The organism is Aeromicrobium sp. 10G20-16, from assembly GCF_055809665.1.
Genome location: NZ_CM147919.1, coordinates 3,090,453 through 3,104,763 on the forward strand (window position 1 = coordinate 3,090,453; position 14,311 = coordinate 3,104,763).

The 14,311-nt window shown below is 71.4% G+C and carries 14 protein-coding genes; 12 read left to right on the top strand and 2 right to left on the bottom strand.

All coding sequences use genetic code 11. The features are described from left to right. The first annotated feature begins 35 nt into the window (after positions 1–35). From AC0L5F_RS15935 to AC0L5F_RS15985, 11 genes are all read left to right on the top strand, one after another. Positions 36–410, top strand: coding sequence for a TadE/TadG family type IV pilus assembly protein (locus AC0L5F_RS15935; protein ID WP_473314407.1), 375 nt, complete (start codon positions 36–38; stop codon positions 408–410). 8 nt (positions 411–418) lie between these two features. Then, positions 419–862, top strand: a complete 444-nt coding sequence (locus AC0L5F_RS15940; RefSeq protein ID WP_473314408.1) for a TadE/TadG family type IV pilus assembly protein — start codon at positions 419–421, stop codon at positions 860–862. 14 nt (positions 863–876) lie between these two features. Then, positions 877–3,312 (top strand): LysM peptidoglycan-binding domain-containing protein, encoded by a 2,436-nt coding sequence (locus tag AC0L5F_RS15945; protein ID WP_473314409.1) that lies wholly within the window; start codon positions 877–879, stop codon positions 3,310–3,312. Then, entirely contained in the window at positions 3,230–3,550 is a 321-nt protein-coding gene (locus AC0L5F_RS15950) for a hypothetical protein (protein ID WP_473314410.1), read from the top strand. The genes AC0L5F_RS15945 and AC0L5F_RS15950 overlap by 83 nt, the downstream gene beginning before the upstream one ends. Before the next feature lie 43 nt (positions 3,551–3,593). Then, positions 3,594–4,124, top strand: a complete 531-nt coding sequence (locus tag AC0L5F_RS15955) for a hypothetical protein (RefSeq protein ID WP_473314411.1) — start codon at positions 3,594–3,596, stop codon at positions 4,122–4,124. After that, entirely contained in the window at positions 4,121–4,996 is an 876-nt protein-coding gene (locus AC0L5F_RS15960) for a hypothetical protein (RefSeq protein WP_473314412.1), read from the top strand. Before AC0L5F_RS15955 ends, AC0L5F_RS15960 begins: the two co-directional genes overlap by 4 nt. A gap of 95 nt (positions 4,997–5,091) precedes the next feature. Continuing rightward, positions 5,092–6,240, top strand: a complete 1,149-nt coding sequence (locus AC0L5F_RS15965; RefSeq protein ID WP_473316206.1) for a cysteine desulfurase family protein — start codon at positions 5,092–5,094, stop codon at positions 6,238–6,240. Beyond that, on the top strand, positions 6,240–7,322 hold the full coding sequence (gene mnmA / locus AC0L5F_RS15970) for a tRNA 2-thiouridine(34) synthase MnmA (RefSeq protein ID WP_473314413.1): 1,083 nt from the start codon (positions 6,240–6,242) through the stop codon (positions 7,320–7,322). Before AC0L5F_RS15965 ends, mnmA begins: the two co-directional genes overlap by 1 nt. Then, positions 7,322–8,302, top strand: a complete 981-nt coding sequence (locus tag AC0L5F_RS15975; RefSeq protein WP_473314415.1) for a uroporphyrinogen decarboxylase/cobalamine-independent methonine synthase family protein — start codon at positions 7,322–7,324, stop codon at positions 8,300–8,302. The genes mnmA and AC0L5F_RS15975 overlap by 1 nt, the downstream gene beginning before the upstream one ends. A gap of 29 nt (positions 8,303–8,331) precedes the next feature. Beyond that, on the top strand, positions 8,332–10,431 hold the full coding sequence (gene ligA / locus AC0L5F_RS15980; protein ID WP_473314416.1) for an NAD-dependent DNA ligase LigA: 2,100 nt from the start codon (positions 8,332–8,334) through the stop codon (positions 10,429–10,431). A 28-nt stretch (positions 10,432–10,459) separates the two neighbouring features. Beyond that, positions 10,460–11,485 carry a hypothetical protein gene (locus tag AC0L5F_RS15985; protein ID WP_473314417.1) on the top strand — a complete coding sequence of 342 codons (1,026 nt, stop codon included), beginning with the start codon at positions 10,460–10,462 and terminating at the stop codon, positions 11,483–11,485. A gap of 13 nt (positions 11,486–11,498) precedes the next feature. Here the strand turns inward: AC0L5F_RS15985 and AC0L5F_RS15990 are convergent, their stop codons facing one another. Both AC0L5F_RS15990 and ppk2 read right to left on the bottom strand, forming a co-directional pair. Further along, positions 11,499–12,332, bottom strand: coding sequence for an alpha/beta fold hydrolase (locus AC0L5F_RS15990; RefSeq protein ID WP_473314418.1), 834 nt, complete (start codon positions 12,330–12,332; stop codon positions 11,499–11,501). A gap of 20 nt (positions 12,333–12,352) precedes the next feature. Next, positions 12,353–13,252: a polyphosphate kinase 2 gene (ppk2, locus tag AC0L5F_RS15995; protein WP_473314419.1), complete on the bottom strand. Its 900-nt coding sequence runs from the start codon at positions 13,250–13,252 to the stop codon at positions 12,353–12,355. 153 nt (positions 13,253–13,405) lie between these two features. Here ppk2 and AC0L5F_RS16000 point away from each other — a divergent pair, with 153 nt between their 5' ends. After that, entirely contained in the window at positions 13,406–14,212 is an 807-nt protein-coding gene (locus AC0L5F_RS16000; protein ID WP_473316207.1) for a pseudouridine synthase, read from the top strand. Positions 14,213–14,311 lie beyond the last annotated feature (99 nt).

A 14,311-nucleotide genomic window follows, 5' to 3' on the forward strand; every position in this document is an offset into this window, starting at 1 on the left:
GCCGCGACCTCCGGGGCGGGGACGACCGCGGCTCCATGGCCATCGAAGTCGTCTTCATGATTCCCGTGCTGTTCATGTTCACCCTGCTCGTGGTCGCGGGCGGGCGTTTCGTGTCGGTGCGCGCGGACGTCGAGGCGGCGGCCCGCGACGGAGCCAGGGCCGCTTCGTACGAGCGCAGTGGTGACGCGGCCGCCCAGGCCGCCCGCCAGTCGGTGGCCAGCCAGCTCGATCCGTTCTGGAACTGCCAGGCGGCCACGCTGGGCGGTGCGTTCGAGGCCGGCGAGGTCATCGAGGTCACCGTCGACTGCGACGTGCCGGTCAACGACCTCGGACTGATCGGCCTCGGCGGGACGGTGCCGATCAAGGTCACCCGCAGCGCGCCGCTCGACACCTACCGGAGGACCGGATGAGGGCCCGGATGGTCGACCGCCGCCGGGACGAGCGCGGGATGGCGGCGCTGTTCGTCGTCGGCATGGCCGTGCTGCTGCTGGTGTGTGCCGGCCTCGTGGTCGATGGCGGCCTGGCCATCAACGCGCGCATGCGGGTGGCCGACGACGCCGAGCAGGCTGCTCGGGTCGGTGCTGACTCCATCGACCTCGACGTCCTGCGCCAGACCGGCGCGATCCAGATCAACAGCGGCCTCGCCCAGCAGCGGGCCGCCGGCTTCCTCGGCAGCCAGGGGTACGGCCCGGGGCAGTACCAGGTGCAGGTCAACGGTGACGGCACGGTGGAGGTGGAGGTGGAGGACACCACGTCCACCCTGCTGCTCGGCATCGTCGGCATCGGGACGTTCGACGTCGGTGCCGGCGCCACCGCGACCCCCGAGACCGGTGTGGACCAGACGGCGGTGGGGGCCCCATGAACCAGGAGGGACACATGGACCAGAACCAGACGACCGACGCGGCCCGGTTCGAGCGGTTGGTGGTGCGCGACGACGCGCCGCGCTCGGCTCGAGAGACCTTCGGCGCCGGGGTTGCGCTGCTGGCGCTGGTGGTCGGCGTCCCGGTGCTGCTGCTCGTCGTGGCGGGTGCTCCGCCGATCCCGACGTCCTTTCCGAGCGCGAAGGACTTCGCCCAGCAGCTCAGCGTCGAGGACCTGGTCACCGTCCTGATCGGCATCGTCTGGCTGGTCTGGCTGTTCTTCCTGCTGTGCGTGGCGCTCGAGGTCGCGGCAGCGAGGCGTGGCGGACTCGCCGCTCCGGTGCCGCTGGCCGGCCCCCTGCAGCGACTCGCGCGGGTGCTCGTGGGGGCCCTGCTGCTCGCCGGCATCGTCGCCGGCCCCGCGCAGGCCGCGACGGCCGCCACCGTGTCCGAGGCGCCGTCGACCGCGCCCACGGTCTCGGCCGGACTGCTCACCGCGTCGCTGGACGACGAGACGCAGGCGCTGGACGACCTGGTCGAGGATCGTGCCGCCGAGGCCGTGCAGGAGCAGGGTGCGCACAAGGTCTACACGGTCAAGGCGCCGCACGACGGGTATCACGACAATCTCTGGGACATCGCCGAGAAGCACCTCGGAGACGGCTTGCGCTATCACGAGATCTTCGAGCTCAACAAGGACAAGGTGCAGGTCGACGGTCGCAAGCTGGAGCTCGCGCGGCTGATCCAGCCGGGCTGGGAGCTGGTCATGCCCGACGACGCCGTCGGCGTCGAGCGAGTCGCCCCGGCCACCCCGGCGCCCGCAGCGGCGGACCCGGCACCGGACACGGGACCCGCCAGTGGCGCCGCCGTCGTGGACGACGGGGCTGCGCAGTCCAGCCTCACCGACGGGGTCGGAGGCTGGGCCGGCGGATCGGGTCTGCTCGCCGCGGCCGTGCTGGGCGCGGTGCTGCTGCGCCGCAAGCAGCGACTCGGTCGCACGCCCGACGACGACGCCCGTTCGCTGGAGGCCGACCTGCGCGTCGCTGCCACGACGGACCGCTCGGTGTGGCTCGACACGGTGCTGCGCGGGCTCACCGCCCAGTGCCGCCGATCAGGAGTGACACCGCCCTCGGCCTACGCCGTCCTGCTGTCGGACGACGTCGTCGAGCTGCTGCTGAGCCCCGGATCGCCCGACGGAGTCGAGGGCTGGACCGTTCACGACGAGGGTCGTCGGTGGCGTCACGAGCGCACCGACGACACCGAGGTCTCCTCCGACGTCCCCGCGTACCCGTCCCTGGTGAGCATCGGGGTGGACCTGCAGGACCGTGACGTGCTGCTGGACCTGGAGTCCGCGGGCGGCGTGGTGGCCATCGGCGGCGACGTCGCGGTGGCGGAGCAGGTGGCGTCGTCGATCGCCGTCCAGGCTGCGACGGCGCCGTGGGCCGACACCGTGGCGGTCACGGCCAGCCAGCTGCCCGACGGCATCGGTGACATCGGCGACGACCGCATCACGGTGGTCGAGGACCTCGCTCCCGAGCTCGACGGCATCGAGCGTCACGTCGCCGCCCTGCCCGACGACGTGCTCCGTGGACGCGTGAGCCGCCGGTCCGCCACGCCGTCGCGCCTGGTGGTCTCGGGATCGGTCCCGTCCACGGCAGTGGCCGACCGCCTCGGTCTGCTGGCCGGCAACGGGTCTCGCGCCCTGTCGGTGGTCGTCGTGGGCGACCATGCTGCGGCCCGTTGGCGCCTGCGCGTCGACGAGCGCGGACACCTGGAGGTGCCGCAGCCGGCTGGCCACGGTCGCCAACCGGCTGGGGCCGGCCCAGATCGACGCCGTCGCCGAGCTGTTCGCCGCCAGCACCGAGCCGCGAGCCGCCGACACCGACCGGGCCTCGCTCCCGGAGGTCGGCCGCAGCGGCGACGATGCCGCGTGGGCCACCGCCCGGCACCGCGTCGGTGTGGTCGGACGGGTCGAGGTCCACGGTGTGGACTCGTCGGAGATGTCGCGGATCGACCAGAGCACGGAGATCGCCACCTATCTGGCCCTGCACCCCGAAGGCGTGCACCCGACCGTGCTGTCCGCGGCGATCTGGCCGCGTGGCGTCACGCCCGACGTGCTCGACGCGGCGGTCGAGCGCGCTCGCGAGTGGCTCGGGCCCGACGTCGACGGCACGCACCTGCTTCGCGAGGGCGACGACGGTCGCCTCTCGCTGGCCGACTCGGTCGTGTGCGACTGGCACGTCGTGGTGTCGTTGCTGCGCGCCTCGCGTCGGGCGACCAGCCTGGGCGTGGAGACCGATCTGTTGCGCAGGGCCCTCGGTCTGGTGCGCGGCGAGCCGTTCGAGCGGGTTCCTCGCGGACGGTACGCCTGGGTGGCGCGCGACGACCTGCCTCGCCTCATCGCCGTCTCGATCGTCGACGGGGCCGAGCGGCTCGTGCAGATCCTCGGCGGTGACCCCGACGGTGCAGGGCAGGCCGCCGAGGCCGGCCTGCGGGTCGCGCCCGGGCACCAGCCTCTGTGGCGGTCGCTGCTGCGCGTGCGGTACGCGGTCGACGGCGCCGCCGGAGTGCACCGCACGCTCGACGAGATGGGTGCCGCACTGCGAGGTGTGGTCCTCGACGCCGAGACCGAGGCGCTGGTCGACGAGCTGATCCCGCCCACTCCCGATGCCGCCGGCGCGGCCGGGGCCTGAGATGACGACACGAGACGACACGAACCGACGACACGAGGGAGACGTGACCATGACTCGACTGATCACCCGCACGTCCTGGGTGGTGGGTGCGGCGGCGACGCTGGCGCTGCTCGCCGGCTGCAGCGGCTCCAGCGAGCCGGCACCGACACCGGTCGTCACCAGCTCGGCCGCTCCGTCGCCCGAGGAGGCGGCCACCGCCGCCTACCAGCGGTACTGGAAGGTCTACGTGCAGATGGCCAACTCCGGCGACGTCGACGCGTCGTACTACTCCGGAGTGGCGCAAGGCGGCTTCGCCGAGGCCGACCTGAAGCTGCTGAGCGACCAGGCCGACTCCGGTGTCACCCGCGTCGGCGAGCCGAGCATCGGCGACTACGACACCACCGTGTCGGGGACGAAGGCCACCTCCGTGGTGTGTGTCGACCAGTCGCCGTGGGGAGCCGAGGCCGACGGTGAGCCCATCGAGCGATCCGACACGAAGCCGAATCCGCTGCCCCAGCGGGCGACGCTGGAGAATCGCGACGGCACCTGGATCGTCACGGACCGCCAGGTGGACGAGAAGGAGACCTGCCCATGAGGCGACTGGTGGCGCTGCTGGCGAGCAGCGGGTTGGTGACGGGTCTGGTGCTCGTCGCCACGGTGGCGCCGGCACTGGCGTGCGACAAGATCAAGGAGATCAAGAACGACCAGGGCGAAGTCGTCTCCTTCGTGTGTCTGGACGACATTCCCGGGGGCGGCTCCGGCGGCGGTGACGACGGCGGCAGCGGCGGAGGTGGCGGCGAACCGACCTGCGACCTGTCGAAGGGCCTCTACAACGAGTTCTGCATCGGCGAGGCCGCCTGCTTCGTGAACGACCCGGCAGCCATCCAGGACACGGCCAAGAACGGCTTGTCCGAGGCCGACAAGCCGAATCCGGACTCCTACGCCGTGTACTGGCAGTGCCGGCGTCCGGACGGCAGCAACTTCGACCGCTACTACTGGAACGACGACCAACCCACGGTGACCGTCGCCGATCGCATCCGATCGGCGATCGGCACGCTGCAGCTCCCGACGATCCAGGCCTCGTTCAACCCGCCGGGTCGCACCCTGGTGAACCTGCCGACCTGGTGGTGGGCCGAGGGCGCGCCCGCTGGCGAGATCCAGGGCGCTCCGGCACTGGGTGCGGTGGCCTACGCGGTTCCTCGGGGCCTGAGCGTCGTCCCCGGCGACGGGTCGCCGGCGTTCACGTGCCCGATGGCCGTGACGAAGTCGGACGCCTGCACCTACCTGTACCGCCGTGCAGGTGACTACACCGCGAGCGTCTCGATCGTCTACGACATCAGGATCGAGATCGGCGGCACGGCGATCCCGACCGATCAGATTCCTGCGAACGTCCGCACCATCACCGTCGACGACGACGTGCCGGTCGCGGTGCGTGAGATCCAGACGCGGGTCACGAAGGTGCGCTGAGCCGTGCCGGTCACACGGTGGTGACCCCCAACTACGATGAGGACGTGCACGACCAGGATCCTCAGGTGTATATCGACCACGCGGCGACGACGCCGATGTGGCCCGAGGCGATCGACGTCATGACCCGCGAGCTGGGCCGGGTCGGCAACGCGTCCTCCCTGCACGCCGCGGGACGGGGTGCGCGTCGTGTGGTCGAGGAGTCGCGCGAGCTGATCGCCGAGCGGCTCGGTTCACGCCCCAGCGAGGTGGTGTTCTGCTCCGGTGGCACCGAGGCCAACAACCTCGCGATCAAGGGCCTGTTCTGGGCGAGGCGCGACCAGGACCCCGCCCGCAACCGCGTCATCTTCAGCTCGATCGAGCACCACGCGCTGCTCGACCCGGTCACCTGGCTGGGCAAGCACGAGGGCGCCCAGGTCGACATGACCCCGGTCGACCAGCAGGGCCGGCTGCAGGTCGATGCGCTGCGCTCGGCGGTCGACGCCGACCCGGGGTCCGTGGCGGCGATCACCACGATGTGGGCGAACAACGAGATGGGGACCATCCAGCCGATCGACGAGGTCGTCGCGATCGCCCGCGAGCACGGCATCCCCGTGCACAGCGATGCCGTGCAGGCCGCCGGCTACGTCCCCATCGACTTCGCCGGGCGTGACCTCGACGCCATGACCGTCACCGCGCACAAGCTCGGCGGGCCGGTCGGTGTCGGGGCGCTGATCATCCGCCGCGAGATCGAGGCCGTCCCGCTCATGCACGGCGGCGGACAGGAGCGCGACATCCGCTCCGGGACCATCGGGGTGGCGCTGATCGCGTCGTTCGCCACCGCGCTCGACCTGACGGTGCAGCGACAGGCCGAGACGTCGGCTCGCATCGAGCGGTTGCGTCAGCGACTCGTCGACGGTGTGCGGGCCATCGTGCCTGACGCCATCGTCAACGGCGATCCCGAGGCGGGTCCTGATCACCGGCTGCCCAACATCGCGCACGTGACGTTCCCCGGGTGCGAGGGCGACGCCATGCTGATGCTGCTCGATGCCCAGGGCATCGAGTGCTCCACCGGTTCGGCCTGCGACGCCGGGGTTCCCCAGCCCAGCCACGTGCTGCTCGCGATGGGCTACGACGACCGGGCCGCCCGTGGGTCGCTGCGCTTCAGCCTCGGTCACACCAGCACCGAGGCCGACGTCGACCGCCTGCTCGCCGCCCTGCCTGCCGTCCACGAGCGCGCCACCCGCGCGGCGCACGCGAGGGCCTGATGCGCGTCATCGCCGCGATGTCCGGGGGAGTGGACTCCGCCGTCGCAGCGGCTCGCGCCGTGGATGCCGGTCACGACGTCACGGGCGTTCACCTGGCGCTGAGCCGCAACCCTCGGTCGTACCGGTCGGGAGCTCGCGGCTGCTGCTCGATCGAGGACAGCAACGACGCGCGTCGGGCTGCGGACACCCTCGGCATCCCGTTCTACGTGTGGGACATGAGCGAGGAGTTCGCCGACACCGTGGTCGACGACTTCGTCGCCGAGTACGAGGCCGGCCGTACCCCCAACCCGTGCCTGCGGTGCAACGAGAAGATCAAGTTCGCCGCCGTGCTCGACCGGGCGCTCGCCCTCGGCTTCGACGCCGTCGCCACCGGCCACTACGCACGCCTGGAGACGACCGACGGCTTCGTCGAGATGCACCGGGCCGAGGACATGGCCAAGGACCAGTCGTACGTGCTCGGCGTGCTGACCCAGCAGCAGCTGGCGCACTCGATGTTCCCGCTGGGCGACACCACCAAGCCACTCATCCGCGCCGAGGCCGAGCGTCGGGGCCTGCAGGTGGCGGCCAAGCCCGACAGCCACGACATCTGCTTCATCGCTGACGGCGACAACGCCGGCTGGCTCGCCGACAAGCTCGGCCCCAGGCCCGGGCAGATCGTCGACGAGTCCGGTGAGGTGCTGCGCGAGCACGACGGCGCCTACGCCTTCACCATCGGGCAGCGCCGCGGTCTGCGGCTCGGGATCCCCGCCGACGACGGCAAGCCGCGCTTCGTGCTGGACATCGAACCGGTCTCCGGCACGGTCACGGTCGGCTCGCGCGAGTCCTTGGCCGTCGACGGGCTCACCTGCATCAAGCCGCTGTGGTGCGGCGCCGTGCCGACCGAGCCGATGGAGTGCACCGTGCAGCTGCGCGCTCACGGCGACGAGCACCGCGCCGTCGTGACGGTCGACGGCGATGTCGTCGAGGTCGACCTGCTCGACCCGGCGAGCGGCATCGCTCCTGGCCAGGCCTGCGTCGTGTACGTGGGCACCCGCGTCGTGGGTTCGGCCACCATCGACGCCACCCGTCGCGTCAGCCGCTGATGGCGCGCGCCACGGGCGTCGGGTCGATGCCCGGCGACGACCTCGCCGCCGCCGTCTCGGTCGTGCTCGACCAGGTGCCCGACCTTCCGTTCCTGCCCGAGCTGCCAGCACGTGGACCGCACGCCGGCATGGTCGGACGGACCCTGGGCCTCATCACGGACCTGGGTGCCGATCTGCAGCCCGACGGGTGGCGCATCGGCGTCGGCGAGGGCCTCGACCAGCGGCGTGCCCGATCGCGGCTGGCGCAGGACCTCGACATCGCCGAGGAGATGCTGGTCGAGCTGACCGGCCCGTTCAAGGTCCAGGTCACCGGACCGCTCACCCTGGCCGCGTCCGTCGAGCGCCCGCGCGGCGACAAGATGCTCGCCGACCACGGTGCTCGGCGTGAGCTGGCCGAGGTCCTCGCCACAGGGCTGGCCACCCACCTCGAAGACCTGCGGCGCCGCCTCCCCGGAGTGGACCTGCACGTGCAGGTCGACGAACCGGCGATCCGGGCGGTGATCGAGGGAACCGTCCCCACCGCGAGTGGCTGGGCCACACATCGTCGCGTCGACCCCCCGGAGGCCGACGCGCTCCTGCGGCCCGTGGTCGAGGTGATCCTGGGGGCCGGCGCCACCCCGGTCCTGCACTCGTGCGGGCCCGACGTCCCGGTCGCCCTGCTGCGTGGCGTCGGATTCACGGCACTGTCGTTCGACCTCTCGCTCGCTCGGCCTGATGACGTCTGGGCCGAGGCCTTTGACGGCGGCGTCGACCTGTGGTTCGGCGCGGTGCCGGTCACGCCCTCGGGCACGTCCGACGGTGCACGCCAGGCCGCCCGGATCGACGACTTCTTCGGTCACTTCGGTTTCGACAGCGCCGCCTACGCCGACCGCGTCGTCGTCACCGCACCGTGCGGGGTGGCCGGGGCGACGCCCTCGCAGGCGAGGGCGAGTCTGTCCTTGGCACGCGACGTCGCGGCCCGCGTCGGAGATCTCGGCTGACGCCGCAGGCGCCGCGATAAAGTCGGCCCATGGCGACCGACAGCGACCCCCGCCAGCGGCACAAGCAGCTGGCCGAGATCGTGATGGAGCATCGCGAGCGGTACTACGTCGACGACTCGCCCACGGTCTCCGACGCCGAGTACGACGCGCAGATCCGCGAGCTCGAGGCGCTCGAGGACGCCCACCCCGAGCTCCGCACCCCCGACTCGCCCACGCAGACCGTGGGGGGTCGACCCTCGTCGACGTTCGAGTCATACGAGCACCGTGAGCGCATGATGAGCCTCGACAACGCGTTCAGCGCCGAGGAGCTCGAGGCGTGGCACGGGCGGCTGGTGCGCGAGGGGGTCGACGACGCCGAGTTCCTCTGCGAGCTCAAGGTCGACGGGCTGGCCATCTCGCTGACGTACGAGGACGGTGTGCTCACGCGCGGCGTCACCCGTGGCGACGGCCGCGTCGGCGAGGACGTCACCAACAACGTCCGCACCATCGGCGTCGTGCCGCACCGGCTCACCGGCAGCGACCAGTACCCGGTGCCGGCCTACGTCGAGATCCGCGGCGAGGTGTTCTTCCCCACCGAGGCGTTCGAGGAGTTCAACGCGGCGTGGGCCGAGGCCGGCAACAACCCGTTCTCCAACCCGCGCAACGCCGCGGCCGGCACCCTGCGCATGAAGGACGTCGCGGTCACGGCGTCGCGGCCACTGTCGATGGTGTGCCACGGCATCGGGTACCGCGAGGGCTTCAGCCCCGAGCGCCAGTCCGAGGCGTACGACGCGCTCGAGGCCTGGGGGCTGCCCACCTCGGACCGCGCCAAGGTCGTGCCGGACCTGGCCGGGGTCACCGAGTTCATCGAGTACTACGGCGAGCACCGGCACGACGTCGTCCACGAGATCGACGGCGTGGTGGTCAAGGTCGACCAGGTCGCGCTGCAGGGCCGGCTCGGCTCCACCTCGCGTGCGCCGCGCTGGGCCATCGCGTGGAAGTACCCGCCCGAGGAGGTCAACACGCGCCTGCTCGACATCCGCGTCAACGTCGGCCGGACCGGGCGTGTCACCCCGTACGGCGTCATGGAGCCCATCCGGGTCGCCGGGTCCACGGTCGAGATGGCCACGCTGCACAACCAGTTCGAGGTCAAGCGCAAGGGCGTGCTGATCGGCGACATGGTCGTGCTGCGCAAGGCCGGCGACGTCATCCCGGAGATCGTCGGACCCGTCGTCGCGCTGCGGGACGGCTCCGAGCGCGAGTTCGTCATGCCCACCGAGTGCCCGTCCTGCGGCACGCCGTTGGCTCCGGCCCGCGAGGCCGATAAGGACTTCCGCTGCCCCAACACGCGCTCGTGCCCGTCGCAGCTGCGCGAACGGCTCAGCCACGTCGGCGGCCGCGGGGCCTTCGACATCGAGGTGTTCGGCTGGGAGAGCGCCGTCGCGCTGCTGGAGGCCGGTGCCCTGGAGGACGAGTCGGGCCTGTTCTCGCTCACCGAGGCCGACCTGCTGAAGATCCCGGCATTCACCCGAGCCGCCAAGAAGGGCGAGGAGGGCGACCGGGTGCTGTCGGCCAACGGTCTGGCCCTGCTGGCCAACCTGGACAAGGCCAAGAGCCAGCCGTTGTGGCGAGTCCTCGTCGCGCTGTCGATCCGGCACGTCGGCCCCACGGCGGCCCGGGCGCTGGCCACCGAATTCGGGTCCATGCAGGCCATCCGCGACGCCACGGCCGAGCAGCTGGCTGCGGCCGAGGGCGTCGGTCCCACCATAGTCGAGGCCGTCCAGGAGTGGTTCGCCGTCGACTGGCACGTCAACATCGTGGAGCGCTGGGCCGAGGCCGGGGTCCGCATGGCCGACGAGCGGGACGAGTCCATCGAGCGCACCCTCGAGGGGCTCACCATCGTGGTGACCGGCTCCCTCGAGCGGTTCACCCGCGACTCGGTCAAGGAGGCCATCATCAGTCGCGGCGGCAAGGCGTCGGGGTCGGTGTCCAAGAAGACCGACTACGTCGTCGTCGGTGAGAACGCCGGTTCCAAGGCCGACAAGGCCGAGCAGCTGGGCGTCCCCATCCTCGACGAGGCCGCGTTCGAGCAGCTGTTGGCCCGGGGGCCCGAGGGCGACGGTGCCGAGGGCGCCGACATCGGCTCCTGATCGGCAGGGGGTGCCGTACGGTCGGTGGGTGCCCTCCAGTGCTGCGCAGCCCCTGGCCGACCGACTGCTCGACGCTCAGGTGGCGTTCCACCTCGACCGCCTCACCGGCGACGAGCTGGGCATCACCGTGGCGCGGATCGCCGATGCGGTGCTGGACGCCGTGGGTGAGCACCAGATCGGTCACCTGGTCGATCCGGCCGCGGTCAAGGAGATCGTCACCCGGGCCATGACCGACGTGCCCTCGAGTCCTGCCGTGGGGGCGATCGTCGACCTGGTCCGTGAGGTGGTGCAGGAGGGCCCGGTCGAGCCCTGTCCGGTGGCCGACGTCGTGGATCGCGAACAGGTCGAGCGAGTGCTCGACGAGGCGTTGCAGCTGACCCCGGTGCTCGAACGAGGTCTCGAGCGTCTGACCGCCAGTCCGCTCGTCGGTGCGGCCGCGACCCGGTTCATGGGACGAGTGGTGGGGGAGGCCCTGGCGGCCAACCAGGCCGTGGCCGACAAGGTCCCCGGCCTCGGATCCCTGATGTCGCTGGGGACCCGCGCCGCAGGTGGCGTGGTGGGCGCGGCGGACAAGCAGCTGGGCGGGCTGCTCGCCGACACCGCGGGCAAGGGCGGCACGCTGGCGGTGCGCCGTCTGAACCGCATCGTCGTCGAGACGCTGCGCGACCCCACCACCCGCGACGCCGCCCTGCAGGTCTGGGACCTGATCGCCGCGGGGCAGGTCGGCGGGGTCGGCGACGACGCCGACGAGCTGTCCGGCCTGGTGGACGCCACCCGCGACCTCGCGGTCACGACGCTCGCGCACCCGCACGTGGTGGCGTTCGGGCACGCCGTCGTGGACGCGTTCTTCGACTCCTTCGGCGGCTACACGCCGACCGAGCTGCTGGTCGAGCTCGGTCTCGACCGCGACGACCTGGTGGCCGACCTGGTGCGATTCGCCCCCGACGTCGTGGGTGCGGTGCTCGAGACCGGTGCACTCGAACAGCTCCTGCGCGCCGAGCTGGCCCCCTTCTACACCTCTCCCGCCGTCACCGATCTGCTCGGTTCCCGCTGAGCCTGACCTGACCTCAGACGGACTCGACGCGCCAGATGATGTGGCCGGCCAGCTCGGTGGCGTTGCGCTCGGGCAGCCAGTGGGTGGCGCCCTCGATGACCTCGAAGCGGTAGTCGCCGGTCACCCACCGGTCCGTGGTCTCGGCGCCCTTGCGACCGAGGAACGCGTCCCGATCGCTCCACACGAACGTGGTCGGCACCGTGATCTTGCGCCCGATGTCCGACGACAGGCTCTTGGGCAGCGAGCGGTAGTAGGCCAACCCGCCGCGCAGGGCCCCGTCGTCGACGACGTGGGCCATGTAGTCCTCGAACATCTGCGCGGTCATGCCTCCGCCGCGCAGCAGCTTCTGCGCGGTCGAGCGCCTGCTGAGAAGTCGCTCCGGCAGCCCCGGCAGCTGGAACATCGCCATGTAGTACGACTTGATGCCCTGGCTGCTGGTGACCATCGAGCGCATGAACGCCGCGGGGTGCGGCACCGAGACCGAGGTGAGGGTGCGGATCAGGTCCGGGTGCTGGCCGGCGACGGCCCAGGCGACGATGGCGCCCCAGTCGTGCCCCACCAGGTGCACCGGCTGTCCGATCCGGTCGACGAGCGCGACCACGTCGGCGACCAGCTCGTCGATGCCGTAGTCGAAGCGCGACGACGGGCGGGCGCGGGGTGAGTAGCCGCGCTGGTCGACGGCGTAGGTGCGCATGCCGGCGGCGTGCAGGTGCTCGCTGACCTCGCCCCACGCGGCAGCGCGCTGGGGGAAGCCGTGCAGCAGCACGACCGGCGTGCCGTCCTCGGGTCCGGAGTCGATGACGTCGAAGGTCAGGGGGCCGCGGGAGTATTCGGCGAGTCGGGACATGGACCCCATCGTGCCAGTGACTAGTCGAGGTTGGGGTCGGTGTCGTCGAACAGGTCGGCCGCGGCGCCCACCACCAGCGGGTCCGGCACGCCGACCAGGTCGACGTCCTTGCCCGGGTAGTCGAAGCGGGCGAGCACGTGACGGATGGCCTCGAGGCGAGCGCGCTTCTTGTCGTTGCTCTTGACCACGGTCCAGGGCGCGTTCTTGGTGTCGGTCTTGCGGAACATGCGCTCCTTGGCCTCGGTGTAGGCGTCCCACTTGTCCAGCGACGCCAGGTCCATCGGCGACAGCTTCCACTGCCGCACCGGGTCGACCTGACGGATCGCGAACCGGGTCAGCTGCTCGGAGCGGGACACCGAGAACCAGAACTTCACGACGTCGATCCCGTCGTTGACCAGCATCTTCTCGAACGTGGGAGCCTGCTTGAGGAGCTCCTCGTACTGCGCGGGGTCGCAGAACCCCATGACTCGCTCGACGCCCGCCCGGGTGTACCAGGACCGGTCGAACATGACGATCTCTCCGGCGGCCGGCAGGTGGTAGACGTACCGCTGGAAGTACCACTGCGTGCTCTCGCGCTCGCTGGGCTTCTCCAACGCCACGACGCGTGCCCCGCGAGGATTGAGGTGCTCGGTGAACCGCTTGATCGTGCCGCCCTTGCCGGCGGCGTCGCGGCCCTCGAACAGCAGCACGATCCGGCGGCCCGAGTCCTTGACCCAGCTCTGCAGCTTGATCAGCTCGATCTGCAGCAGCCGCTTCTGCTCCTCGTAGGCCACACGGGCGAGCCGTTCCTCGTACGGGTAGCCCTCGCGCCAGGTGTCCACGGCACGGCCGTCAGGTCCGATCAGGACGGGGTCGTCATCGTCGTCGTCGATGACCGAGTAGCCGGCGAGCGACGCCAAGGACAGGTCGAGGTCGAGCACGCGAGGACGGTAGGGCAGCGAGGTGAACGGCAGGCGAACTAGCCTTGCGAGGTGCCACCTCGTTCCCCCTTGCCACCTCGGCACGGGCTGGCTGCCGCCTGGCTCCGCACGCCGGATCGTGGACCCACCACCTGGCCGACCATGGGCGCGTGGCTGCGGGACCGGTTGCCCGAGAGGGTCGATGTCGAGGCCATGCTGGCCGAGCAGCGATTCGTGCACGACGACCTCTCGCCGGTCCGCGAGGACGAGCCCTACGCGCCGCACACCTTCGTGTGGTTCCACCGGGACCTGCCCGACGAGGTCGAGGTGCCGGGGCGGATCCACGTCGTGCACCGCGACGACCGACTCGTCGTGGTCGACAAGCCCGCCTTCTTGTCGTCGATCCCGCGTGGTCAGCACGTCCGCGAGAGCGTCGTCGTGCGGTTGCGCGACGAGCTCGACCTGCCCGAGCTGTCGCCCCTGCACCGACTGGATCGGGTCACGTCGGGCCTGCTGATGCTGGCGACCGAGCGGCGATGGCGCGGTCCGTACCAGTCGATGTTCCAGGACGACACCGTGCGCAAGACCTACCGCGCGCTCGCTCCGCTGCGACCAGGGCTCCGGCTGCCGGTGGTGGTGCGCAACCACCTGGTCAAGCGGCGGGGCGTCTGGCAGGCCGAGGTCGTGGCGGACGCGCCGGTCAACGCCGAGACGCTCATCGAGCTGGAGGTCGAGGCCGGCGACTGGGGCGTGTACCGCCTGACTCCACGCACCGGCCGCACCCACCAGCTGCGCGTGCACCTGAGCGGCCTGGGCATCCCGATCGTCGACGACCCGCTGTACCCCGAGGTGCGCGACGTCGCGATCGACGACTTCAGTCGACCGCTCCAGCTGCTTGCAGCGCAGCTGGCCTTCACCGACCCCGTGGACGGCAGCCAGCGCGAGTTCACCAGCACGCTGCAGCTGCCACTGACCCCCTGAGGTCGTCGCGGTCGCTGCGCTCCCTGGCGAACAGCCTGCTCGCCAGTGACGAGTTCTGCGAGGAACGTGAGGGAGCGCCAGCGACCGAGGCGAGACCAC